The organism is Kitasatospora sp. NEAU-69 (assembly GCF_057158765.1).
The window spans coordinates 169,965-193,209 of record NZ_JBWXUE010000004.1 but is presented as its reverse complement, the minus strand read 5'-3'; the positions used below and the strand labels follow the sequence as shown (position 1 = coordinate 193,209).

At 72.7% G+C, this 23,245-nt stretch carries 17 protein-coding genes; 7 read left to right on the top strand and 10 right to left on the bottom strand.

Annotated elements, in window-relative coordinates; translation table 11 throughout:
* Positions 1–174: 174 nt before the first annotated feature.
* A complete protein-coding gene (locus AC060L_RS06800) occupies positions 175–1,851 on the bottom strand; it encodes a DUF885 domain-containing protein (protein ID WP_483797752.1) in 1,677 nt (558 codons plus the stop codon).
* Between the two features lie 243 nt (positions 1,852–2,094).
* On the opposite strand from AC060L_RS06800, the gene AC060L_RS06795 reads away from it, so the two are divergent.
* Positions 2,095–2,859 (top strand): TetR/AcrR family transcriptional regulator, encoded by a 765-nt coding sequence (locus AC060L_RS06795; RefSeq protein WP_483797619.1) that lies wholly within the window; start codon positions 2,095–2,097, stop codon positions 2,857–2,859.
* Positions 2,860–2,892: 33 nt separating this feature from the next.
* On the opposite strand, the gene AC060L_RS06790 is transcribed toward AC060L_RS06795, so the two are convergent.
* The 4 genes from AC060L_RS06790 to AC060L_RS06775 all read right to left on the bottom strand — a co-directional run bounded on the left by AC060L_RS06790 (position 2,893) and on the right by AC060L_RS06775 (position 6,998).
* A complete protein-coding gene (locus AC060L_RS06790; RefSeq protein WP_483797618.1) occupies positions 2,893–3,744 on the bottom strand; it encodes a fumarylacetoacetate hydrolase family protein in 852 nt (283 codons plus the stop codon).
* 200 nt (positions 3,745–3,944) lie between these two features.
* Positions 3,945–5,138, bottom strand: a complete 1,194-nt coding sequence (locus AC060L_RS06785) for a serine/threonine-protein kinase (RefSeq protein ID WP_483797617.1) — start codon at positions 5,136–5,138, stop codon at positions 3,945–3,947.
* Positions 5,139–5,253: 115 nt separating this feature from the next.
* The gene (locus AC060L_RS06780; protein WP_483797616.1) at positions 5,254–6,027 is read right to left on the bottom strand and encodes an amino acid ABC transporter ATP-binding protein; all 774 of its coding nucleotides are present in this window, start codon (positions 6,025–6,027) and stop codon (positions 5,254–5,256) included.
* On the bottom strand, positions 6,024–6,998 hold the full coding sequence (locus AC060L_RS06775; protein ID WP_483797615.1) for an ABC transporter substrate-binding protein: 975 nt from the start codon (positions 6,996–6,998) through the stop codon (positions 6,024–6,026). The genes AC060L_RS06780 and AC060L_RS06775 overlap by 4 nt, the downstream gene beginning before the upstream one ends.
* A gap of 831 nt (positions 6,999–7,829) precedes the next feature.
* Between AC060L_RS06775 and AC060L_RS06770 the strand changes: the two genes are divergently transcribed.
* Genes AC060L_RS06770 through AC060L_RS06760 form a run of 3 tightly spaced genes read left to right on the top strand, consistent with a single transcriptional unit; the run spans position 7,830 to position 13,186 of the window.
* Positions 7,830–8,843 (top strand): amino acid ABC transporter permease, encoded by a 1,014-nt coding sequence (locus AC060L_RS06770; RefSeq protein ID WP_483797614.1) that lies wholly within the window; start codon positions 7,830–7,832, stop codon positions 8,841–8,843.
* Between the two features lie 11 nt (positions 8,844–8,854).
* Complete coding sequence (locus AC060L_RS06765) at positions 8,855–10,876, top strand: FAD/NAD(P)-binding protein (RefSeq protein WP_483797613.1); 2,022 nt, start codon at positions 8,855–8,857, stop codon at positions 10,874–10,876.
* Positions 10,877–10,900: 24 nt separating this feature from the next.
* On the top strand, positions 10,901–13,186 hold the full coding sequence (locus AC060L_RS06760) for an FdhF/YdeP family oxidoreductase (protein WP_483797612.1): 2,286 nt from the start codon (positions 10,901–10,903) through the stop codon (positions 13,184–13,186).
* A gap of 86 nt (positions 13,187–13,272) precedes the next feature.
* Here the strand turns inward: AC060L_RS06760 and AC060L_RS06755 are convergent, their stop codons facing one another.
* Positions 13,273–15,111, bottom strand: a complete 1,839-nt coding sequence (locus AC060L_RS06755) for an NlpC/P60 family protein (RefSeq protein WP_483797611.1) — start codon at positions 15,109–15,111, stop codon at positions 13,273–13,275.
* Between the two features lie 422 nt (positions 15,112–15,533).
* Here AC060L_RS06755 and AC060L_RS06750 point away from each other — a divergent pair, with 422 nt between their 5' ends.
* Both AC060L_RS06750 and AC060L_RS06745 read left to right on the top strand, forming a co-directional pair.
* Positions 15,534–16,778: an anion permease gene (locus AC060L_RS06750; RefSeq protein WP_483797610.1), complete on the top strand. Its 1,245-nt coding sequence runs from the start codon at positions 15,534–15,536 to the stop codon at positions 16,776–16,778.
* Positions 16,779–16,789: 11 nt separating this feature from the next.
* Positions 16,790–17,032: a hypothetical protein gene (locus tag AC060L_RS06745; protein WP_483797609.1), complete on the top strand. Its 243-nt coding sequence runs from the start codon at positions 16,790–16,792 to the stop codon at positions 17,030–17,032.
* 132 nt (positions 17,033–17,164) lie between these two features.
* Here AC060L_RS06745 and AC060L_RS06740 read toward each other — a convergent pair whose 3' ends face one another.
* Together AC060L_RS06740 and AC060L_RS06735 are read right to left on the bottom strand one after the other, a co-directional pair.
* The gene (locus AC060L_RS06740) at positions 17,165–18,712 is read right to left on the bottom strand and encodes an MDR family MFS transporter (RefSeq protein ID WP_483797751.1); all 1,548 of its coding nucleotides are present in this window, start codon (positions 18,710–18,712) and stop codon (positions 17,165–17,167) included.
* 186 nt (positions 18,713–18,898) lie between these two features.
* Positions 18,899–19,534, bottom strand: a complete 636-nt coding sequence (locus tag AC060L_RS06735) for a MarR family winged helix-turn-helix transcriptional regulator (protein WP_483797608.1) — start codon at positions 19,532–19,534, stop codon at positions 18,899–18,901.
* A gap of 63 nt (positions 19,535–19,597) precedes the next feature.
* Here AC060L_RS06735 and AC060L_RS06730 point away from each other — a divergent pair, with 63 nt between their 5' ends.
* The gene (locus AC060L_RS06730; RefSeq protein ID WP_483797607.1) at positions 19,598–20,674 is read left to right on the top strand and encodes an ABC transporter permease; all 1,077 of its coding nucleotides are present in this window, start codon (positions 19,598–19,600) and stop codon (positions 20,672–20,674) included.
* 88 nt (positions 20,675–20,762) lie between these two features.
* Here AC060L_RS06730 and AC060L_RS06725 read toward each other — a convergent pair whose 3' ends face one another.
* Together AC060L_RS06725 and AC060L_RS06720 are read right to left on the bottom strand one after the other, a co-directional pair.
* Positions 20,763–21,290, bottom strand: coding sequence for a GtrA family protein (locus AC060L_RS06725; RefSeq protein WP_483797606.1), 528 nt, complete (start codon positions 21,288–21,290; stop codon positions 20,763–20,765).
* A gap of 132 nt (positions 21,291–21,422) precedes the next feature.
* Positions 21,423–22,877 carry an NHL repeat-containing protein gene (locus tag AC060L_RS06720; RefSeq protein WP_483797605.1) on the bottom strand — a complete coding sequence of 485 codons (1,455 nt, stop codon included), beginning with the start codon at positions 22,875–22,877 and terminating at the stop codon, positions 21,423–21,425.
* Between the last annotated feature and the right edge of the window lie 368 nt (positions 22,878–23,245).

The following is a 23,245-nucleotide window of genomic DNA, read 5'->3' as shown; positions in this document are numbered from 1 at the left end:
AGGGTGCGGCCGGCGTGCGCAGGCGGCACTTCTCTCAAGGGAAGCTCGCGGCCCGGAGGGAGGCAAGCAAAAATCGTGTCAGAGGCGGACAAAAGTGGTTATTTTATACAAGCTTTAACGATGCGCGCGTGGGGCCCGCCGAACCGGCGGACCCCACACACCCAATAGGCGGACTCAGAGCGCGGAGAGCTCCGCCACCAGGTCGTCCAGGCCGAGCGAGCCCTGCGAGAGCGCCGCCATGTGCCAGGCCTTCAGGTCGAACTCCTCGCCGCGCGACTCGTGCGCCGCCCGCGCCGCCGCCCGGCCGAGCAGCCAGGCCCGCTCGCCGAGCTTGTAGCCGATCGCCTGGCCGGGCAGGCCCAGGTAGCGGACCAGCTCACTGTCCAGGAAGGCCGTCGCCAGCCCGCAGTACGCGCCGAAGAACTCACGGGCGAGCTCGGGCGTCATCGGCTCGCCCGGGTGGAACGGCGAGTCGGCCGGGAACTCCAGGCCGACGTGCATGCCGATGTCCACGATCACCCGCAGCGCGCGCATCATCTGCGCGTTCAGGTACCCGAGCCGGTGCCCGGGGTCGGTGAGGTAGCCCAGCTCGTCCATCAGGCGCTCGGCGTACAGCGCCCAGCCCTCCATGTTGGCGCTGACCCCGCCCGCGCTGACCTGGTAGGTGGAGAGGCTGCCGGCCACGTAGTTCCACTGCGCGAGCTGCAGGTGGTGACCGGGGACGCCCTCGTGGTACCAGGTGCTGACCAGGTCCCAGACCGGGAACTGCTCGCGGTTCAGGGTCGGCAGCCAGGTCCGCCCGGGGCGGGTGAAGTCGAGCGAGGGCGCGGTGTAGTACGGCGCGGCCGCGCTGCCGGCCGGCGCGATTCTGGACTCGACCCGGGTGATCGGCTCGGCCAGGTCGAAGTGCACGCCCTGCAGGTCGTTGACCGCCTGGTCCATCAGGCCCTGGAGGTACTCGCGGGTCGCCTCGGCGCCGGTGATCGACGGCCCGTCGCTCTCCAGCCAGCGCATCGCCTCCATCGGCGTGCTGCCGGCCAGCACCTTCTCGGCCTCGACGCGCATCTGCGCCTCGATGTCGTGGAACTCGGTCCAGGCCCACTGGTAGGCCTCGTCCAGGTCCAGGTCGGCGCCGGTCCAGTAGCGCACCCAGCGGGCGTAGCGCTCCCGGCCTACGGCGTCCGGCGTACCGGCGACGGCCGGCGCGTAGACCGCGGCCAGCCAGTCGCGCAGCTCGGCGAGCGCCTCGGCGGCGGCCAGCGCGTGGCCGGTCAGCTCGGCGCGCAGCGCCCCGGGGGCCGGGGCGACCAGCGCGCCGAACCAGCCGGCCGCCTCGGCGCCGGCGAGTGCCTCCGGGTCGACGGCCAGCCACTCGGCGAGCTGCCCGATCACCGTCTCGACCTGCCGCGGACCGGAGAGCTTGCCCTGCTCGATGCCGGCTTCGAGGGTCTGCCGGTACTGCTGGACGGCCAGCGGGAACCGGGCCAGCCGGCGGCCCAGCCGCGCCCAGTCCGCCTCGGTGCCGGTCGGCAGCAGCGTGAAGACCTCGCGCACGTTGTGCAGCGGCGAGCCGAGGTTGCGCACCGCGACCAGGTCCTCACCGGCGTCGTGCACGGCCAGTTCGGCGGTCAGCCGCTCGCGCAGCAGCCGGGCGCAGCGCTGCTCGGCCAGCGGGTTCTCGGCGGCCTCGATCACGCCGGCCGCCTCCGCCCCGGCCAGCTCGGCGAGGGTGCGACGGCCGAGCGCGGCCTGGGCCGCGTAACCGGCTGGGGAGAGGTCGGGCAGCCGGTCGTCCTCGGGGTTGAGGCCGAGGTAGACGGCGGCCAGCGGGTCGAGCTCGGCGAGCGCCATCACGTACGCGTCCGCGATCCGGCGCGGGGTGTTGCCGGCAGCGGCCGGGTCGGCGACGGCCGTGGCGGCGGCACTGGCCGTAGCAGCGGCGGTGCCCGTGTCGGCGGCGGTATTCGGTTCGGAAGCCATTCGGCCATCTTTTCGCAGCTCGCGCTCTTTGCAAGCCCCTTTCCGGAAGCCCGAGTGCGATCTGTGACCACAGAGCGGGGTCCCGCTCGGCGGCGGGCCACTACGCTGACCGGCATGGAAGCCCCTGAGCAGCCCGCACCGTCACCGGCAGTCACCGATGAACCCGCGGCGGCGGGGCGGCCGCGGCGGGCCGGCTACCGGCGGCTGCCGGTGCAGCAGCGGCGCGAGCAGCTGATCGCGGTGGCCCTCGCGCTGTTCAGCACCAGAGCGCCGGAGGAGGTCAGTCTTGACGACGTGGCCGAGGCTTCGGGCGCTTCCCGGCCACTGGTCTACCGGTACTTCGCGGGTGGCAAGCAGCAGCTCTACGAGGCCGCGCTGCGCAGCGCGGCCGAGGAGCTGACCAGCCGCTTCAGCGTGCCGCAGCGCGGCACCCCGACCGAGCAGCTGGCCGCCGTCCTGGACGGCTACTTCTCGTTCGTCGCCGAGCACGACGCCGGTTACGGTGCGCTACTGCGCGGCGGTTCGGTGGTCGAGACGGCGCGCACCAGCGCGATCGTGGACGAGGTGCGCCGGGCCGCACTACGGCGCACGCTGCGCTACATGGGCGTGCGGGAGGCCGGGCCGCGGCTCACGCTGCTGGTGCGCTCCTGGATCTCGGTCGTCGAGGCCTCCTCGCTCAGCTGGCTGGACGAAGGCCGGCAGATCCCGCAGACCGAGCTGCGGGACTGGCTGGTGGACGAGTTCGTCGCGATGACCGCGACGACCGCGGCGCACGACGCGCAGACCGCCGAGGTGCTGGCCGGGCTGCTCGCGCTGGAGACGCCGGACGGCTCGGCCGCCCGGCTGCTGGGCCGCCTGGGCGGGCTCAGCACCGGCTGACCGCGAGCCCGCCCGGCACCGGCTGACCGTCGGTCAGGCCTTGCCGAGCACCTGGCGCTGCCGTCCCAGACCGTCGACCTCCAGCTCCAGCACGTCGCCGGGCTGCAGGAACGGGGTGCCCGGGCGGCCCATCGTGACGCCTGCCGGAGTGCCGGTGGTCACCACGTCGCCCGGCTCCAGCACCATGAACCGGCTGATGTAGCGGACCGTCTCCAGCACCGGGAAGATCATCTGCTGGGTGCTGCCGTCCTGCCGCAGCTCGCCGTTGACCCAGAGCTTGAGCGCGAGGTCCTGCGGGTCGCCGACCTCGTCGGGGGTGACCAGCCAGGGGCCGAGCGGGTTGAACGTCTCGCAGCACTTGCCCTTGTCCCACTGGCCGCCGCGCTCCAGCTGGAACGCCCGCTCGGTGACGTCGTTGGAGATCGTGTAGCCGGCGATGCAGGCCGCGGCCTCGGCGTCGGTCTCCAGGTAGCGGGCGGTCCGGCCGATCACCAGCGCGAGCTCGACCTCGTAGTCGGTCTTGGTGCTGTCACGCGGCACCAGGACCTCGTCGTCGGGACCGATCACGGTGTTGCTGGCCTTGAGGAAGAGCACCGGCTCGGTCGGGATCGCCGCCCCCGCCTCGGCGGCGTGGTCGCGGTAGTTGAGGCCGACGCAGACCACCTTGCCCGGCCGGACCACCGGCGCGCCGGTGCGCTGCCCGGCGATGTCCAGCACCGGCAGCTCACCGGCGGCCACCGCACCCGCCAGCTCGGCCGGATCCAGCCCGGCCAGGAACGCGCCGTCGATGTCGGGGGTGCGCCCCGACAGGTCGTACGCGGTGCCGTCCGGGCCGAGTACGACCGGACGCTCGGCACCCGCCGGGCCAACACGGAGGAGCTTCATCTGCCCATCACCACCTGTGGTCTCGCAGCTCGCACGGCGGCCGCACACCGCCGCGCCCTGTGCAGACGAGGTATATCAACAAAATGTAGAAGCCAACCAGGGGCCGCGTCTCGACGAGTTCCTATCAATTCGTCCAATCGCGCAGGGGGTCCGCTCGGGTTGCCGCACGGTTGACAGATCCGATCCCGCCCCGGTCGGTCTCAGTCACCGATCCCGGCGCCGGCGCCGCCGAGTGCCGCGGCGAGCCGCCCCGGCGGGGACGGCAGCTCGGGGCGTGGCAGGCTGTCCAGCCGGCGCCGCAGGTCCTCGGTGTCCGGGTGGCCCGCGCCGAGCGCCGCGGTCGCGGCCGCCAGCAGCTCGGTGAGCAGCGCGAACGCCTCGGCCCGTTCGCCGGCCCGGTGCAGCGCGATCACCAGGTCGTGGCAGGTGCGCAGGGTCCGGCCGTCGGACGGGCCGAAGGCCCGGGTGAACTCCGGCAGCAGCGCGCGCAGCTCGCGCAGCGCCTCGGGCCGGCGGTCGAGGACGGCCTGGAACGCCGCGTCCGCCCGGCTCCGCAGCCCGCGGACCGACTCGGCCGCCGCGGCGAGGCGCCGGCCCACCTCGACGGCGTCGGCCGGACGCCCGGCCGGGTCCTTCGCGAGCAGCTGGACGACCAGCTCGGCCAGCTCGGTCGGCAGCGCGGCCGGGTAGCGCACCGGCTCGTCCACGTGCTGCGCGAGCAGGCTGTACTGGTTGGTGGCGTTGAACGGGCGGGCGCCGGTGAAGAGCTCGTGCAGCACGCAGCCGACCGCGTAGAGGTCGGAGCGGACGGTGCCCGGATCGCCCCGCCAGCGCTCGGGGGCCAGGTAGCGGGCGCTGCCGATCACCGAGCCCTCGGTGGTCAGCTTGTCCTTGTTGTCGCCGATCTGCGCGATCCCGAAGTCCAGCACCTTGAGCAGCTCGCGCTCGTGCGTCGTGAACATCATGTTCTCGGGCTTGATGTCCCGGTGGATCACCTGCCCGGCGTGCGCGGCGGCGAGCGCGGAGCAGAGCTGGCGGGCCCAGTCCAGTGCCTGCGCCAATTCGACCGGGCCGCCGGCGATCACCTCGGCCAGTGTCGGGCCGCTCAGCAGCTCCATCACCAGGTAGTGGTGCGCCTCGCCCGCGGCGGACGCCTCACCGACGTCGAAGACGACCACGACGTTGGGGTGCGCGAGCCGCGCCAGCACCTCGACCTCGCGACGCAGCCGGGCCAGGTCCGAGGGGCCGGCTCCGGCCCGGCCGGTCCGCAGCATCTTGACCGCGACCCGGCGGCCGAGCCGCAGGTCGTCGGCGAGCCAGACCACACCGAAGCCGCCCCGGCCCAGCACCTTGATCAGTCGGTACCGATCCCCCAGCGTGTCGCCGCTTTCCATGTCTCCCCCAAGGAACTCGGGCCCGTGGCACATCCCGGAGTCAGGGTAGCGATCACGGGAAGTCGGGGTAGCCGACTTCCCGTGACCAACAACGTGGCGGCTAGAGCACCTTGACCTAGAGAACCTTGGAGAGGAAGGCGCGGGTGCGCGGGTGCTGCGGGCGCTCCAGCACCTCGGCCGGCGGACCCTGTTCGACCACCACGCCGCCGTCCATGAAGACCACGGTGTCGGCCACCTCGCGGGCGAAGCCGATCTCGTGGGTGACCACGATCATCGTGGTGCCGGAGCCGGCCAGGTCCTTGATCACGTCCAGCACCTCGCCGACCAGCTCCGGGTCGAGCGCCGAGGTCGGCTCGTCGAAGAGCAGCACCTTGGGCTCCAGCGCCAGCGCCCGGGCGATCGCCACCCGCTGCTGCTGCCCGCCGGAGAGCCGGCGTGGGTAGACGTCGGCCCGGTCGGCCAGCCCGACCCGGCCGAGCAGCTCCAGCGCCGTCCGCTCGGCCTCGGCCTTCGGGCGGCCGAGCGCGCTGATCGGCGCCTCGGTGACGTTCTGCAGCACCGTCAGGTGCGGGAACAGGTTGAAGTTCTGGAAGACGAAGCCGAGCTGGGTCCGCTGCCGCAGCACCTCCCGTTCGCGCAGCTCGTACAGCTTCTCCCCGGCACGCCGGTAGCCGATCGGCTCGCCGTCCACCGTGACGAAGCCGCGGTCGGGCCGCTCCAGGTGGTTGATGCTGCGCAGCAGCGTGGACTTGCCCGAGCCGGACGGGCCGAGGATCACGGTGACCGAACCGGCCGGGACGACCAGGTCCACGCCGCGCAGCACCTCCAGCTCGCCGAAGCTCTTGTGCAGGCCTCGGACCTCGACCATGGAGTTCGTGGGGGCGCTCATGTGTGCTCCGGCGGGCTGAGTTGTGAGGTGCTGATCGCGGAGCCGCTGGTGCCCCACTTCTGCAGGATCTGCTGGTACGTCCCGTCCTTGATCAGCTCGTTGACCGCGGCCTGGAAGGCCGGCGCCAGCGCGGAGCCCTTCTTGAACGCGAAGCCGACGTCGAGACGGTGGAACTCGCCGACGAACCTGGTGCCGGCCGCCGGCTGCGCGGCCTGGAAGCGCAGCCCGTTGATGGTGCTCATCACGGCGTCGATCCGGCCCTGCTGGAGGCTGGTGAGGATCGCCGCGTTGTCCGAGAACGACCTGACCGTGTACGCGGGCCGGCCGGCGTCGGTGCAGACGTTCTTGCTGCTGTTCAGCGTGGTCTCGAAGGTGGTGCCGGCGCCGGTGCCGATCGTCAGGCCACAGAGCTGTGTCAGGTCTTTGACCTCGGTCAGCTTCGTGTTGTCCTTGCGGACCGCGAAGCCCTGACCGTCGTCGATGTACGTGACGAAGTCGATGGACTTCAGCCGGGCCGTGGTGACGCCGAAGTTGCCGGTACCGACGTCGTACTTGCCGCTGCCGAGGGCGGGCAGGATCGTCTCGAACGCGGCGTCCTCCCGGTTCACCGTCAGGCCGAGCACCTTGGCCACCGCGTCGGTGAAGTCGATGTCGAGGCCGGCCGGCTTCCGGCTCGCCGGGTCGGGGAAGTACGCGCTCGGCGGGGTGCCGACGGAGCTGCCCACCCTGATGCCGCCGGCCGCGCGGACGTCCGCGGGCAGCAGCGCGGCGATCGCGTCCACCTTGCGCAGCTGCCCCAGCACGTCGCGGCTCGGGTCCACGCCCTGAGCGGCCGGTACGGGCTGCGCGGCCTTGGTCGATCCGCCCGAGCCGCAGGCGGTCAGCGCCAGGACCGGAAGCAGTGCGGCGGCGAGCGCCTTCAGCGCCCTCGTGCCTGGAGCGCGTGCGATACCGGGGAACTCGACGGGCATGGCTGACGACCTCTCAAATGGTGGAGCGGCCGCGCGGGCGGGCATGCGGGCAGCGCGAAGCAGCCGGCGGCGCGGCGGAACGGGAGGCAGGTAGAGGTAGGTGGAGGTAGGTGGAGAGAAAGAAAGGAGCGGAGAACGGCGGTGTGTGTGAAGGCGGTTCAGCCGGAGCGGCGGCAGCGAGCGGCCGGGCAGCCGTCGGTCGGGCCGTGGCGGGCATCGCGGTGACGTACCGGTGCGGTGCCTAGGCGGCTGCGACGAAGGAGGCTGCGGCCCAGCGCGGGGCGCCGAGGGAGGAGGCCCCGCAGGGCAGAGAAGGGCCGGTCAGACGGCCCGCTGCCGGGTCAGCCGCGACACGCCGCGGACCACACCCGACCGAAGTCGATGTGGTCGCGGGTGACCAGGGGCTGCGCGGCGTTCATGCCCCAAGTTGAACAGCGCGGAGCGAAGTTCGTCAACCACCATCCGGAACCGGGTGCACCGGCGGGCGTACTGCACAGCCATCCTTGACAGCCGCTCCCCGGGCCTGCGTACGATGCCGACGGAGCGACAGTTGTGCCCGCCGCGTTGAGGGACGCGGCCGTGTGACGGCGATTTCCGGGCCCAGGGCCTGTCGTCGAACCCCCTTCGTCGCCCGCAGGGCGGCTTGGCGGCGTCAGGCGCGTGCTCTCGGCGTGCCGGGCACAGGCCCTCGTACTGGACGTACTTGGGCCTGTGCCCGGTGCGCCGAGAGTGCGTGCATGGCGTCGCCGAGCAGAAGGGGGTTCGACGACAGGCCCTCGGGGCCCGTCCGAGCCCGTCCCCCTTCCGCATGCCTGTCCTGGAGCCCACTCGATGGCCACGCCGCCCGAGGTCCTGCCCGCTGCCACTCCCCCGCCCACCACCCCGCCCGCGCCCGCCGCCTCCCCACCCACCGGGGCCGAACCGGTGATCGTCCGCCGCCGGCGCCCCGGCCGGTGGCTGGCCACCGCGCTGACCCTGCTGATCCTCGCCATGGTGCTGGGCTCGGTGGTCCGCAATCCGCGCTTCCAGTGGGGGGTGGTCGGCGATTACCTCACCACCACCGCCGTGCTGCACGGACTGACCCTCACCCTCTGGCTGACCGCCGCCACCATGCTGCTCGGCTTCGCCCTCGGCACGCTGCTGGCGGCCGTCCGCCTGAGCGGCAACCCGCTGCTGCGGACCTTGAGTTGGGCCTACGTCTGGCTGTTCCGCTCGATCCCGCCGCTGGTCCAGCTGCTGCTCTGGTTCAACATCGGCGCGCTCTACCCGACGCTGGGCCTGGGCGTCCCGTTCGGCCCGCAGTTCCTCACCGTGAAGACCGTCAACCTGTTCGGTCCGGTGCTCACCTCGGTGATCGGGCTGACCCTGCTGGAGGCCGCCTACGCGGCCGAGGTGGTGCGCGGCGGCCTGCTCTCGGTGGACCACGGCCAGTTGGAGGCGGCCCAGTCGCTGGGCCTGGGCCGGCTGCGCGTGCTGCGCCGGATCGTGCTGCCGCAGGCGATGCGCTCGATCGTGCCGACCGCCGGGAACATGCTGGTCGGACTGCTCAAGAGCACCAGCATCGTCAGCGTGCTGGCGGTCCAGGACCTGCTGTACTCCGTGCAGTTGGTCTACAACCAGACGTACCAGGTGGTGCCGCTGCTGCTGGTCGCCACGCTCTGGTACCTGCTGCTGACCACGCTGCTCTCGGTCGGCCAGTACTACCTGGAGCGGCGCTTCTCGCGCGGCTCGACCCGTGGCACGCCACCGCCCACCCCGCTGCAACGCGCCCGCGCCGCGCTGCACCGGCTGCGCACCGCCGTGGACGCGCCGGCGCGACCCCGCACCCCGCAGGCCGCCCGGTGAGCGCGCTGGGCATGAGCGCGCTGGGCATGGGCACGCCGGTCACGAGTGCGCCGGTCATGAGTGTGCTGGCGATCATCGGGGCCGGCCCGCGCGGCACCGGGCTGCTGGAGCGGATCTCCGCAAACGCCGCCGAACTGCTGCCGCCCGACCGGTCGTTGCGGATCCACCTGATCGACCCCTACCCGCCCGGCGGCGGCCGGATCTGGCGCGAGGCGCAGTCCCCGCTGCTGCGGATGAACTCGATGGCGCAGGACGTCACGATGTTCACCGACGAGCGCTCGGTGATCGAGGGACCGGTCCGCCCGGGCCCCTCGTTCGCCGAATGGGCCCGCGCGCCGCGCGAGTTCGCGCCGTACCGGGAGCCCGAGGACCTCGCGCAGCGGGCCGAACTGGCGGCCCTCGCGCCCACCGACTTCCCCACCCGGCGCGCCCAGAGCGCCTACCTGGACTGGGTGCTGCGCCGCACGCTGGCCGAGCTGCCGGAGCGGATCACGGTCACCGTGCACCGGGACACCGCCATCGCCCTGGACGGCCCGCCGGACGGGCCGCAACTGGTCACCCTGGGCTCCGGAGCGCAGCTGTCCGTTGACCAAGTCGTACTGACACTCGGCCACTTGGGCACCACGCCGGACGACCGCCAGACCGCCACCGCCCGCTTCGCCGCCCGGCACGGACTCTTCCACCTGCCGTCCGCCTTCTCCTCGGAGGCCGACCTCGACGCCGTGGCGCCCGGCGAGCAGCTGGTCCTGCGCGGCTTCGGACTCGCCTTCATCGATCTGGTGGCGCTGCTCACCGAGGGCCGCGGCGGCCGCTTCGAGGACCTGCCGGACGGCGGCAAGCGCTACCACCCGTCCGGCCGCGAGCCGGTGATCCACGTAGGCTCGCGGCGCGGCGTCCCGTACCACTCGAAGACCGGCTACGGCCTGCAGGGCCCGCCCGCTCCGCTGCCCCGGTACTTCGGCCCGGCCGCCGTCGACGAGCTGCTGGCCCGCCCCGGCCCACTGGAACTGCGCCGCGACGCCTGGCCGTTGATGGCCAAGGAGGTCGGCTTCGGCTACTACCACGAGCTCTTCCACGCCCACCCCGAACGGACCGCGCTGGCCTGGCCCGCCTTCCTGGAGGCGTACGACCGGCTCGACTGGTACACGCCCGAGCTGGCCGCGCTCATCGAGCGCGCGGTGCCCGAGCCCGCCGACCGGCTCGACTTCGAACAGCTGGACCGCCCGCTCGCCGGGCTGGAGTTCACCGAACCGGAGCAGTTGCAGGAGCACCTGCGCGGCTACATCCGGGCCGATGCCGACCGCCGCGCCGACCCCGGGTACAGCGCCGACCTGGGCGCCTTCCTGGCCCTGCTCTCGCTCTACGGCCAGCTGCCAAGGCTGACCAACTCCGGTCGGCTGAGCGCCCGTTCGACCGCGCGCGAGCTGGACGGCTGGTGGCAGGGGTTCTTCAACTGCCTGGCCTCCGGTCCGCCGGGCTTCCGGCTGCGCGAACTGCTCGCGCTCTCCGAGGCCGGCGTGCTGCGCTTCCTCGGCGCCGACCTGCTGATCACCGAGGACGAGGCGAGCGGCCGCTTCCTGGCCGGCAGCCCGAGCCTGCCCGGACACCAGGTGGCCGCTACCGCGCTGATCGAGGCCCACCTGCCGCGCGCCGTGGTGGACCGCACCGAGGACCAGCTGCTGGCGGCACTGCTGCGGACCGGCGAACTACGCGAGGAGGTGGTCGCCGACTCCGGCTTCACGCACCGCTCCGGCCTGATCGGCACCGCCCCCGCCGACGGCCGGCTGCTCGACCCGACCCTCGACGGCGCCCCGCACCCGCGCCGCCTCGCCCTCGGCCCGCACACCAACGGCCGCGCCGTCACCGCGTTCTCCCGCCCGCGCACCAACGCCCCGGGGTTCCGGCAGAACGACGCCGCCGCCCGCAGCCTGCTGCGGGCGCTGTCGGGAGAAGAAGCGGGAGAAGCAGGAGAAGCGGAAGAGGAAGCCGCAGGTGCGAGGATGGTGGCCGGGTTGTCGACGGCGCGGCCCTGATCCCAGCACGGAGGTGTGGCAGTCATGGCCAAGCAGGCCCCGCAGAGCGACCCGGCCCAGGACGCGCCCGCGGTCGGCGCACCGAAGAACGCCGCCGCCGGACTGCCCGCCGTCGGGCACAGCCTGCGGATGGCGAACGAGCAGATGGGCCCGCTGCGCGCCGCCGCCACGCTGCTCAAGGTCAACCAGCACGGCGGCTTCGACTGCCCCGGCTGCGCCTGGCCCGAGCCGGACAAGCCGCACACCGCCGAGTTCTGCGAGAACGGCGCCAAGGCCGTGGCCGAGGAGGCCACCGAGCGCCGGATCACCCGGGCGTTCTTCGCCGAGCACTCGGTCAGCGGGCTGGCCGAGCGCTCCGGCTACTGGCTCGGCCAGCAGGGCCGGCTCACCGAGCCGATGCTGCTGGAGGAGGGCGCCGACCACTACACCCCGGTCAGCTGGGAGCGCGCGTTCGCGATCGTCGCCGAGGAGCTCAAGGCCCTCGAGACGCCGGACGGCGCCGCCTTCTACACCTCGGGCCGCACCAGCAACGAGGCCGCCTTCACCTACCAGCTCTTCGCCCGGCGCCTGGGCACCAACAACCTGCCGGACTGCTCCAACATGTGCCACGAGTCCTCGGGCTCGGCGCTGGTCGAGACGCTCGGCGTCGGCAAGGGCAGCGTCAGCCTGAAGGACCTCTACCAGGCAGACCTCATCATCGTGGCCGGTCAGAACCCCGGCACCAACCACCCGCGGATGCTCTCCGCGCTGGAGCGGGCCAAGCGGGCCGGCGCCACCGTGGTCAGCGTGAACCCGCTGCCGGAGGCCGGGCTGGAGCGGTTCAAGAACCCGCAGAACGCGCGCGGCCTGGTCGGCTCGGGCACCAAGCTGACCGACCTCTTCCTGCAGATCCGGCTCGGCGGCGACCTCGCGCTGTTCCGCGCGCTCAACCAGCTGATCCTGCGCGCCGAGGGCGGCGTGGACCGGGCGTTCGTCGAGCAGCACTGCCACGGCTTCGAGGAGTTCGCCGAGGAGGCCGGCAAGACCAGCCGCGAGGAGGTGCTGGCCGCGACCGGGCTGCCCTGGGAGCAGATCGAGGAGCTGGGCCGGCTGGTGCTCGGCTCGCAGAAGATCATCGTCTGCTGGGCGATGGGCCTGACCCAGCACAAGCACTCCGTGCCGACGATCCGCGAGGTGGTCAACTTCCTGCTGCTGCGCGGCAACGTCGGGCGGCCGGGCGCGGGCGTCTGCCCGGTCCGCGGGCACAGCAACGTGCAGGGCGACCGCACCATGGGCATCTTCGAGCGGCCCGCCGCGGCCTTCCTGGACGCGCTGGACCGCGAGTTCGGCTTCGAGTCACCGCGCGAGCACGGTTTCGACGCGGTGGAGACGATCCGCGCGATGCGCGACGGCCGGGTCAGGGTCTTCTTCGCGATGGGCGGCAACTTCGTCGCGGCCACCCCGGACACGCTGGTGACCGAGGCCGCGATGCGCAAGTGCCGGCTCACCGTGCACGTCTCCACCAAGCTCAACCGCTCGCACGTGGTCACCGGCGCCCGCGCGCTGATCCTGCCCACCCTCGGGCGCACCGACCGCGACCGCACCTCCAAGGGCGACCAGTTCGTCACGGTCGAGGACTCGATGGGCATCGTCCACTCCTCGCAGGGCCGGCTGCGCCCGCCGGCCCCCGAGCTGCTCTCCGAGACCGCGATCGTCTGCCGCCTCGCCCGGGCCACCCTCGGCCCCACCGACCAGGTGCCGTGGGAGGACTTCGAGACCGACTACGACACCGTGCGCGACCGGATCGCCCGGGTGATCCCCGGCTTCACCGACTTCAACGCCCGGGTGCGGAAGGCCGGCGGCTTCGCGCTGCCGCACGGCCCGCGCGACAGCCGCAGCTTCCCGACCGCGACCGGCAAGGCCAACTTCACCGTCAACCCGATGACCGCGCCCGAGGTCCCGGACGGGCGCCTGCTGCTCCAGACGCTGCGCTCGCACGACCAGTACAACACCACGATCTACGGCCTGGACGACCGTTACCGCGGCATCAAGGGCGGGCGCCGCGTGGTGCTGGTGAACCCCGCCGACGCGAAGGACCTCGGCCTGGTCGAGGGCGGCTACGTGGACCTGGTCAGCGAGTGGCGCGACGGCGTGGAGCGCCGGGCCCGGCACTTCCGGATCGTCCACTACCCGGTCGCCCGGGGTGGCGCGGCGGCGTACTACCCGGAGACGAACGTGCTGATCCCGCTCGACTCGACGGCGGACATCAGCAACACGCCGACCTCGAAGGCCGTGGTGATCCGCTTCGAACCGGACTCGGGCGAGGAGTGAGCCTGACCCGCAGCCCCGCGCCCCCGAGCTCGGGTGAGCGCGGGGGCGCGGGGGCGCGGGGCACAGGTGCGCGGGCTGATCGTCGGTCAGCGGATCGGCGTGCCGGTGCCCGGGGCCGCCGGGGTCGCGTCGGGGGCCGGCGCGCAGGTGGGGGTGGCGGACGGGGTGGGCGTGGCCGTCACCGTCGCCGTGGGGGCCGGGGTCGGCGTGCCCGGGAGCGGGCAGGCCGGCAGGCCGGTCGCCGAGCCGGTCGGGGTGGGGGTGCCGGTCACCGTCCCCGTCGGCGTCGGCTTGGTCGAACCGTCGCCGCCGACCGTGATGGTGCCCGCGGCACTGGTGGTCGGCTGCGGCGAACCGCCGCCGGTCGGCGAGCCGGTGGGGGTCGCGCCGCTCGTCGGCGGGCGGGAGCCGCTCGGCGTCCCCAGCCCCGGCGGGGTGGAGCCGGCGCCGGCGGACGGCCCGGTGGTGGACGGCGTCGGCGCCGCCCACGGCAGCGACGGCCCGCCGGTGGTCCCGCTCGGGCTGTTCGCCGGCGCGCTGGGCGCGAGCGGCGAGAGCGGGGCCAGCGGAGCCGGCGCCGCGGGCAACGGCGCGGCCGGCGGCAGGCCGCTCACCGAGGCCAGGTCGGGGGCTATCGGGGTGACGGTCTGCAGGCTCTGCAGCACGTCCGGCACCTTCCAGGCGCCGCCCTGACTGTCCGAGGGGCTCTGCGGATCCGGGCGGACCGCGCCCAGGATCGGCGCCATGTCGATCGGCGAGACCCGGACCACGGCGCCGGTGTGCGGCGCCTGCACGACCAGTCCACCGCCGATGTACATCGCGACGTGCTCGGCGTTCTGGTAGTAGACGACCAGGTCACCGGGGCGCAGCTGGTTCAGCGGGATGTGCTGGAGCGACGCCCACTGGTCCTCGCTGGTCCGCGGGATCGTGAGGCCGGCGTGCAGCCACGCCTGAGAGGTGAGGCCGGAGCAGTCGAAGCTGTCGGGGCCGGTCGCCCCCCACTCGTACGGCTTGCCGAGCTGCGCCAGCGCGTACGCGACGGCGGCCCGGCCGGCGACCGAGGGGGTCCGCTCGCCCTGGCCGAGCGCGCCGGAGGCGAGGAACGCCACCTGGGCCTGGTTGACCTGGGACTGTTCCAGCTGCTCCAGCTGGGCCTGCTGGACGCCGGTGAGCGAGGAGACCACCTGCTCGACGCCGGCCAGCTGGTTGGCGATGTCCTGCTTGGCCTTGTCCTGCTGGGCGAGCAGCGCCTTGGAGTCGGCCAGGGCGGCCGCCGCCTGGGTCTTGAGCTGCTCCAGCTTGGCCCGCTCGGTCTTGAGCTGGCTCAGGAAGGCGGCCTGCGAGCGGCTCGCGGCGGACAGCAGGTCGGCCAGGTGGACGGCCTCGTACGGGTCCTGGGTGAGCAGCAGCTGGCCGTACTCGGAGAGGTTGCCGTTCTGGTACTGGTCGGCGGCCAGCTCGGCGGCGACGTCCAGACCCGTGTCCACCACCTTCTGCTGCTGCGCCAGGTTCGCATTGGCGGCCGTGACGGCGCTCTGCTGCGTCGCGATCTTGGCGGCGGTGGCGTCGTACTGCTCGGTCGCGCCCTCGGCGTTCTGGTAGAGCAGGTGGATCTTGTCCAGCAGCGGCTGGAGCGTGGCGGTGGCCGCCGCCAGCGGGTCGTTGGGGTCAGCGGCCGGGGCTGCGGGGGCTCCGGAAGCGGCCCCGGGAGCTCCGGAAGCGGGCGCGGGTGCCCCGGGCGCAGGGGCTCCGGGCACGGGCGAGGCGGTGGCCGACGGTGTGGCGGCGGGCGACGGCGCAGCGAGCGCGGCCCCCGCCGCGGTCGGCAGCGCGAGCGCGGCCAGCGCGAGCACCGCGCCGCAGCGCAGTGCGGCCCGTAGCCATGGCTGGTTTCCGACCATTCGTTCGCGCAGCGCGATCGGCATCGGTCCGCCTCCCCCTCGTCCCATCTGCTTGTCCCACCGGAGAAGTCCCGCCCGTGGGTATCCGTAGCAACACGCAGCGACACGCAGGCACTCTCGTCCGCACCCGCGCCGAATCCTGCCATGGGTAGGCCCCCCTGCGGCAGACCGCCCCCGGATCAGCTGATTAATTCTCAGCTGACGGCTCGTCGTGACGCAGATCTCACGAATCCGGCAGCAATCCGGACGATCCCGGCGGAGCGCCAGGTCAGACTGGGACTGTCAACCTTCGGTATGTCTTGAATCAAGCCCTCGGACACGAACGAAGCCAGGAGGACGGGGCCAGTTAACCTCCCGTTCACTCACCATCCCTACCGTCGCGACTGACGGCGGCTGGGAACGCGCCTGTCCGACAGCTACGACCAACTACGACGAATGTTTGGTTAATGGAACACATCACGTTCCTGGTGGCGGTGGTGATCGTCACGGCGCTCGCCTTCGACTTCACCAACGGCTTCCACGACACCGCCAACGCGATGGCCACCTCGATCGCGACCGGCGCCCTGCGACCCAAGGTCGCCGTCACGATCTCCGCGATCCTCAACTTCGCCGGAGCCTTCCTCTCCGTGAAGGTCGCCAGCACCATCTCCGGCGGCATCGTCAGCGAGAAGGCCGGCATCCACCCGGCGGTGATCTTCGCCGCACTGGCCGGTGCCATCCTGTGGAACCTGGTCACCTGGCTGCGCGGCCTGCCGTCCAGCTCCTCGCACGCGCTGTACGGCGGCCTGATCGGCGCCACCATCGTCGGTGTCGGGCTGCACGCGGTGAACTTCAGCACCGTCGTCACCAAGATCGTGATCCCCGCGGTCGCCTCGCCGATCGTCGCCGGACTGGCCGCCTGGGGCGCCACCAAGATGGCGTACCTGATCACCCGCCGCGGCAACGAGAAGACCACCACCAAGGGCTTCAAGGTCGGCCAGATGTTCTCCGCCTCCTTGGTCTCGCTCGCGCACGGCACGAACGACGCGCAGAAGACCATGGGCATCATCACGCTGACCCTGGTCTCGGTCGGTGCGCTGCCCAAGCACGCGCTGCCGCCCACCTGGGTGATCGCGAGCGCCGGCCTGGCGATCGCGCTCGGCACCTACATGGGTGGCTGGCGGATCATCCGCAGCATGGGCAAGGGCCTGACCGACGTCCAGGCGCCGCAGGGCTTCGCGGCCGAGGCCTCGACCACCGCGGTGATCCTGACCTCCACGCACATGGGCTACGGCCTGTCCACCACCCAGGTCGTCTCCGGCGGCATCATGGGCGCGGGCCTCGGCGGCCCGAAGGCCCAGGTGCACTGGAGCATGGCCCGCCGCATGGTCTACACCTGGGGCCTGACGATGCCCGCCGCCGCGACGGTGGCCGGCCTGGCCGCCTTCGTCGCGACCCGCGGCACCTGGGGCGTCGTCCTGGTCGGCATCGCGCTGGCCGGCGGTTCGGCGGCGATGTGGCTGCTCTCCCGCCGCGAGCCGGTGACCGCCGACAACGTCAACGACGTCGAGACCGTCACCGAGGTCACCCCGGTGACGGCCGCCCCGGCCACCCCGGTCGAGTCGGCCACCCCGGCTGCCCCGGCAACCGTGGCCACCCCGGCCGAGCCGACCGCTGCGGCCGGCAACCCCACCACTACCGTCGCCGCCTGAGGAGCCCGGTCATGCACATCAACTGGAGCGCCCTGGCCGACACCGCCGGCGTCAGTTTCGTCGTCACGGTCGTCGTGGTGAGCGCCTTCGCACTCGGCATCCTGGCCGTCTCCCGCCGCGAGGCGGCCGTCGAGGCCGCCCGCGCGGGCCAGGCCGGGGGCGGCCGCGGCACGCTCGCGCTGGCCGGCGCCGGCGTCTGCTTCGCCGCCTGCGTGGCGGCGGTCGGCTACGGCCTGAGCCTGATCGCGGGCTGACCCGGGCTCACGCCGCGAACTGACCCGGGCCCGCACCGCAGCCCGATCACGAGCCGCCGGCCCACCACACCCACCACACCCGCAGCACCCGCAGCACCCGCAGCACCCGCAGCGATCAACGCCGGACAGGCCCTAGGCGGCCACGCTCGGCTCCACCGCCGGATCGGCGGCGGCCGGGACGGTCTGCGCGGTGGTGCGCAGCGGGACCTCGCGGATGAAGAGGACGACCAGGAACGCCAGCAGCGCGAACGGCGAGGCCACCAGGAAGACCGTCGCGACGCCGTGCCCGAACGCGTCGGTGACCAGCGGGACCAGCGGTGCGGGCAGCGTGTGCAGGTCCGGCAGGTCGCCGCCGCCCAGTGCCTTGGCGCCGGCCGCCGGGATGTGCGCGGCGCTGAGGTTCTGCGTCAGGTAGTGGGTGACCTTGGTGCCGAGCAGCGCGCCGAGCGCGGAGACGCCCATCGCGCCGCCCATGGTGCGGAAGAACGTGACGGCCGAGCTCGCGGTGCCCAGCTCCTTGGCCGGCACGGTGTTCTGCACCGCGAGCACCAGGTTCTGCGAGGTCAGGCCGAGCCCGACGCCGGTGCAGGCCATGTAGACCGCGAGCAGGCCGTAGCCGGTGTTCACCCGGGCGGTGCCGAGCAGCACGAAGCCGAGCGCGAGCAGGAACGTGCCGGCGACCAGGTAGCGCTTCCACTTGCCGTACTTGGTGATCAGCCGGCCGGCCACGGCGGAGGAGACCGCCAGCCCGAGGATCATCGGCAGCGTCATGATGCCGGCCATGGTCGGCGTCTTCTCCTTGGCCAGCTGGAAGTACTGGCTGAGGAAGGTGGTCGCGCCGTACATCCCGATCCCGACGAACGCGCTGGCGATCGCCGCCAGGCTGACCGTGCGGTGTCGGAAGAGCGTCATCGGGATCATCGGCTCGGCGGCCCGGCGCTCGGTCAGCACGAACAGCACGGCCAGCAGCAGTCCGCCGCCGACCATCAGCACGGTCTGCCAGGAGCCCCAGGCGTAGTTCTTGCCGGCCAGCGTGACCCAGACCATCAGCAGGCTGACGGCACCGGCGACCAGCACCGCGCCGAGGTAGTCGATCTTCGCCTTCCGCTTGACCACCGGCAGGTGCAGCGTGCGCTGCAGCACGATGATGGCGATCACCGAGAACGGGATGCCGACGTAGAAGCACCAGCGCCAGCCGAGCCAGTGGGTGTCCACGATGACGCCGCCGATCAGCGGCCCGCCGATGGTGGCCAGGGCGAAGACGGCGCCGAAGTAGCCGCTGTAGCGGCCGCGCTCGCGCGGCGGCACCATCGCGGCCAGGCAGATCTGGCCGAGCGCGACCACACCGCCGGCGCCGATGCCCTGGAGCACCCGGCAACCGATCAGTTCGGAGGTGTTCTGCGAGAGCCCGGCCAGTGTGGACGAGACGATGTAGATCACCAGCGCGAGCTGCACCAGCAGCTTCTTGCTCACCAGGTCGGAGAGCTTGCCCCAGATCGGGGTGGAGGCGGTGAGCGAGAGCAGCGCCGCGGTGATCACCCAGGTGTAGGCGGACTCGCCACCGTGCAGGTCGCCCAGGATGGTCGGCAGGGCGTTGGAGACGATCGTCGAGGAGAGCACTGCCACGAAGAGCCCGAGCAGCAGCCCGGAGAGCGCCTCGAGGATCTCCCGGTGCGTCATCGGGCGGTCGGCGGCGGCACCGTGGTGGGTGCGGGCTGGTGAGCTGGGGGTCATGGCGGTCCTTCGAAGCGATTTTTAGTTGCCTCAGGCAACTATAATCAGGGATGGTTGACCCAGGCAACCTTTTTCACGCTTCGCGCAGCCCCTCGGCCCGGCCCGCCCTCGCCGCGGCCGCCGTCGCGCGGGCTACTCCACCCGGCCGGCCTGCTGCTTCTCCACCACCGCGACCGTGTCGTTGAACCGGGCCAGCAGCTCGGCGAAGCGCGCGAGGTCCGCCGAGTCCCAGGTGCCGAGCATCGCGCGGAACGAGGCCAGTCGGGCGTCGTACGCCCGCCGGTAGCGGCTCGCACCGTCCTCGGTGAGCGAGACCAGCGAGACCCGGCCGTCCAGCGGGTCCGGCTCGCGGGCGACCAGGCCGAGCTCCTCCAGCGTCTTGATCTGCCGGCTGATGGTGGCCTTGCCGACGCCGAAGTGCGCCCCGACGTCCGTCACCCGGACCTGGCCGGTGTCGTAGAGGTGGGCCAGCAGGCTGTACGCCATCCCCTCCAGCTTCGGGTGCACCAGGCGGGACATCGCCGCCGAGCGGGCCCGGCCGCGCCGGAACATCACGGCCACCTCGCGCTCCACCGCCCGGAAGACCTGCTCCTGCGCGGAACCCGACCCCTCGCCCTCGTCCATCAGGCCCTTGCCCATCAGGTCCTCGCCCACATCGACCACCGCTCGCCGGTCCGGCGCCGGCCCTCGGCGCGCGATCAGTATCCACCAGCACGTGCAGCCCGCCCCGCGCATCCGGCGGGCCGGTGCCGCCTCCTGCTCGGGCAATTTATTTCATGATATTAAGTATCCGATTGGTCCGTTTCAGACGATCGTCGGAGGAGACCGCCGATGTCCGCGTACGACCGAGATCAGCACACCCCCGGGCCGGGCTTCGCCGCCGAGCTCAAGGACGCCGTCACCGGCCGCGCGGCGGTCCTGGTGATCGGCGTCCTGCTGCTCCAGCTGGGCTTCATCGCCAGTTACGTGGGCGCGTTGCACGACCCGACCCCGCACCGGCTGTCGATCGGCGTAGTCGCCCCGCCGCAGGTGAGCGAGAAGCTGGTGGCCGGGCTCGACCAGGTGCCCAAGGAGGCGGTGGCCGCCCGGCCGGTGGCCGACCAGGCCGCCGCGATCGAGCAGCTCAAGGACCAGAAGCTGTACGCGGCGGTGGTCTTCAACCCGTCCGGCACCCAGGACACGCTGCTGGTCGCCAACGCCCGCGGCCCGTCCGCCGCGCGCGCCGCGCAGACCATCGTCACCGCGGTCGCTCAGTCGCAGGGCCGCACCGTACAGGTGCAGGACGTGGTCCCGCTGGCCGCCGGCGACGCCAACGGCCTCTCGTCCTTCTACCTGGTGGTCGGCTGGTGCGTCGGCGGCTACCTGGTCGCCTCGATCCTGGGCATCAGCGCCGGTTCGCGCCCGGCCAACCGCAACCGCGCGGTGATCCGCACCGGAGTGCTGGCGCTCTACTCGATCGCGGCGGGCATCGGCGGCGCGCTGATCACCGGCCCGATCCTGAACGCGCTGCCCGGCGGCCTGCTGCCGCTCTGGGGCCTGGGCAGCCTGGTGGTCTTCGCGGTCGGCACCATCACCATGGCGCTGGAGTGCCTGTTCGACGTGGTCGGGATCGGGCTCGCGGTGCTGATCTTCGTGGTGCTCGGCAACCCGAGCGCGGGCGGGGTCTACCCGCCGCCGCTGATGCCGCCGTTCTGGCGCGCGATCGGCCCGTGGCTGCCGAACGGGGCCGGCACCGAGGTGGCCCGCTCGATCAACTACTTCAACGGCACGAACGTGCTCGTCCCGCTGCTGGTGCTGGTCGGCTGGGCACTCGCCGGGCTCGCGGTGACGATGGCCGCGGTCAGCCTGCGACCGCGTGGCGGCCGGACGGCGGTCGCCCCGGTCGAGCCCGAGCCGGTCGACGCCTGACCCGAAGAACTCCTGGGGCCTGACGCACCGACGGCCGCCGTCCCCGCTCAGCGGGGTCGGCGGCCGTCGTCGTGTCGGGGAACTCCGTTCAGCGCACCCGGGCCGGCGGCTCGACGGCCGCCTGCGACTCCTCGTCCGCGCGCTGGGTGGTGAAGACGAACTTCTTCATGGCCCAGTAGCGGAACGCCATCGCGATCAGCGTGCCCAGGATGATGCCGCTCACGAAGTCGGCGGTCTCCTGGGTGAAGTGGGTGACGTGCGGCTCGCGCAGGTTGAAGACGTAGCGGCTGGCCAGCAGCGGCAGGTCGTTGACCCCCACCGCGATGGCGCTCACCACGATGAACGGGATCGCCTCCTTGTGGCTGCCCTCCGAGCGGAACGACCACTGCCGGTTCAGCACGTAGGAGGCCACGGTGGCCAGCGCGGTCGCGACGGTCAGCGCGACGACCGGCTTGTTCCCGCAGACGCTGAACTTCAGCGCGTAGTTGATCACCATGGTCAGCACGAAGCACGTGCCACCCACCAGCAGGAACTTCACCAGGCTGCGGTGCTGCACCAGGAAGGGACGCAGCGGCCCAGGCACCTTGGCCAGGGCTTTCTGTGTAGGCGACGGCATTGGCGCAGTCTCGCACGAGTCCCCGAGGGCCCGTCACCCGACTCCCCGGATACGCCGTCAGCCACGCTCCGCGCGCCGCCCGGGCACCCGGGCACGCGGGGGCACGGCACGGCACGCGCCCCCGCGCACGGGTCAGCCGGTGGCCGTGACCCGCACCACACCGGTGGTGGTGCCCTGGTAGAAGACGCCGCCGGGTGCGACGGTGGCGGCCATCTGGAGCGGGTCGAAGAGGAAGCCCGCCCCCAGGAACCGGGTGCGCAGCACGGCTCCGGTGCGCGGGTCGATCTCGGCGTAGTAGTAGGGGTCAAGGATCGAGGTCCCCGCGGTGCCCGGGATCAGCGGCTCGCGCAGCACGGTGCGGATCAGGTCGTCGCCGAGCGAGAGCCTCGGCACGGCCGCCGAGCGGGTGGTGGTGTCCCAGGTCAGGTCGCAGCCGGAGCCGTCCGGGCGCACGTCCACCCGGGACAGACCGCCGGCGAAGTCGGCCGACGCGGGCACGCTCGGCCCGGCGCCGGCCGGCAGCTTCGGGTACGGGTAGCCGTAGGTGCTCGCCACGTAGACCGCGTCACCGGCGCCGATCGGCGCGTTCTCGGTGCCGCTCTCGCTGCCGGCGGCCAGCAGCACCGGGACCTCGCAGACCTGGGCGCCGGTGTCGGCGCGGTAGACCAGCAGGTGCTCGTGCGGCACGGCGTTGTCGGTGATCGTGACGTAGTCCGCGCCGGTGGCCGGGCCGAAGAAGGTCGGCGTCGAGCCGGTGCCCCAGCTCAGCTGACCCGGCTTGCGGCCCGGTCCGCGGTCGTACGCCTGGCGCCAGACGAGCTGCGGGGTACCGTCGGGACCGGCCCGGAACAGGTAGAGCGCGGCGGTGCTGGCCACCGCGGTGCCGCCGGGCACGGTGGAGATGCTGTTGGCGACCTGCTCGCCGGCCGGCAGCGCGATGGTGCGCACGGTGCCGGTGCGGTCGTCGGCGGTGCCGACCGTGCCGTTCGCGGTGGCGAACCAGACCCGGCCCTGCCAGTCCGGGGCCAGGCCGACCTCCGGGTCGGAGATCCCCAGCGGCAGGTCGCTGTCCACCGTGAGCTTGCCGCCGTGGTGCCCGATCCGCAGCAGGTGCTGGTTGCCGTCCACGACGACCAGCCGGTCCTGGTCGTCCAGGTACGCGTAGACACCGCCGAGCAGCGAGCCCTTGGCGATCGGGAGCTCGTCGATCGAGTCGCCGGTGGCGGGGTCGAGCAGGTGCACGGTCGGGGTGAGCCCGAAGATCGCGGTGCAGAGCGCGACCGGGTAGCCGTCGTAGCCGACCAGCACGGTCGGGCAGGCCGAGGCCAGCGCCGCCCGGTGCGAGCTCAGCTGCCCGGCCCCCGGGCCGGGCAGCTCGGTCGCGTCGGAGGAGCCGGTGTCGCCGTGCATGGTCGCCGTGCCGTCCGGCCCGGCGTACGGGTTGTGCGGCGGCAGCGGCACGGGGGCGGGTGCCGCCGCCGGGGCCGCCGCAGCTACGGCGTGCGCGGGTTCGGGTGCGGGCAGTGCCGCCGCCGCGAGCGCGAGCAGCGCGGCGGCGAGGACACGAGATGGCAGCGCGAGGCGCATGGAGGATCCCGTCGGGTGAGGGTTCACAGGTGAGGGTGCGGAAGGAGACCGGCACGCAGCGGTGCACCCCGCCCCACCGGACGAGAAGAAGAGACCCGGCACAGCCGGGCGGGCCACCGCGCTCAGTGGGCGCGGAGACAGATCGCCGAGCACGCGAGCGCCAGGTCGACGTGAAGTCGACGGCTCAGCCACGTGTGCGAGGTCATGCCGTCCATGCTGGCGCCCTGACACCGTGTCTCACAAGAGCGTCTCACTCTCCGGGCAGACCGGCTCCGGGCGCACCGACCTCCGGGCACGCCGCGGGGGGGGGGGGGGGGGGGTTTTTTTCTTGGATTGGTTCCCCCAGTCCCCCCACCCCCGAAAAGTTG

Bases quoted from the DNA above. Each gene is read 5' to 3' on its own strand.
- AC060L_RS06790 (WP_483797618.1), bottom strand. From the start codon at position 3,744: ATGAAGCTCCTCCGTGTTGGCCCGGCGGGTGCCGAGCGTCCGGTCGTA.
- AC060L_RS06755 (WP_483797611.1), bottom strand. From the start codon at position 15,111: ATGCCGATCGCGCTGCGCGAACGAATGGTCGGAAACCAGCCATGGCTA.
- AC060L_RS06740 (WP_483797751.1), bottom strand. From the start codon at position 18,712: ATGACGCACCGGGAGATCCTCGAGGCGCTCTCCGGGCTGCTGCTCGGG.
- AC060L_RS06730 (WP_483797607.1), top strand. From the start codon at position 19,598: ATGTCCGCGTACGACCGAGATCAGCACACCCCCGGGCCGGGCTTCGCC.
- AC060L_RS06750 (WP_483797610.1), top strand. From the start codon at position 15,534: ATGGAACACATCACGTTCCTGGTGGCGGTGGTGATCGTCACGGCGCTC.
- AC060L_RS06795 (WP_483797619.1), top strand. From the start codon at position 2,095: ATGGAAGCCCCTGAGCAGCCCGCACCGTCACCGGCAGTCACCGATGAA.
- AC060L_RS06745 (WP_483797609.1), top strand. From the start codon at position 16,790: ATGCACATCAACTGGAGCGCCCTGGCCGACACCGCCGGCGTCAGTTTC.
- AC060L_RS06725 (WP_483797606.1), bottom strand. From the start codon at position 21,290: ATGCCGTCGCCTACACAGAAAGCCCTGGCCAAGGTGCCTGGGCCGCTG.
- AC060L_RS06720 (WP_483797605.1), bottom strand. From the start codon at position 22,877: ATGCGCCTCGCGCTGCCATCTCGTGTCCTCGCCGCCGCGCTGCTCGCG.
- AC060L_RS06780 (WP_483797616.1), bottom strand. From the start codon at position 6,027: ATGAGCGCCCCCACGAACTCCATGGTCGAGGTCCGAGGCCTGCACAAG.
- AC060L_RS06770 (WP_483797614.1), top strand. From the start codon at position 7,830: ATGGCCACGCCGCCCGAGGTCCTGCCCGCTGCCACTCCCCCGCCCACC.
- AC060L_RS06785 (WP_483797617.1), bottom strand. From the start codon at position 5,138: ATGGAAAGCGGCGACACGCTGGGGGATCGGTACCGACTGATCAAGGTG.
- AC060L_RS06800 (WP_483797752.1), bottom strand. From the start codon at position 1,851: ATGGCGCTCGCCGAGCTCGACCCGCTGGCCGCCGTCTACCTCGGCCTC.
- AC060L_RS06775 (WP_483797615.1), bottom strand. From the start codon at position 6,998: ATGCCCGTCGAGTTCCCCGGTATCGCACGCGCTCCAGGCACGAGGGCG.
- AC060L_RS06765 (WP_483797613.1), top strand. From the start codon at position 8,855: ATGAGCGCGCTGGGCATGGGCACGCCGGTCACGAGTGCGCCGGTCATG.
- AC060L_RS06760 (WP_483797612.1), top strand. From the start codon at position 10,901: ATGGCCAAGCAGGCCCCGCAGAGCGACCCGGCCCAGGACGCGCCCGCG.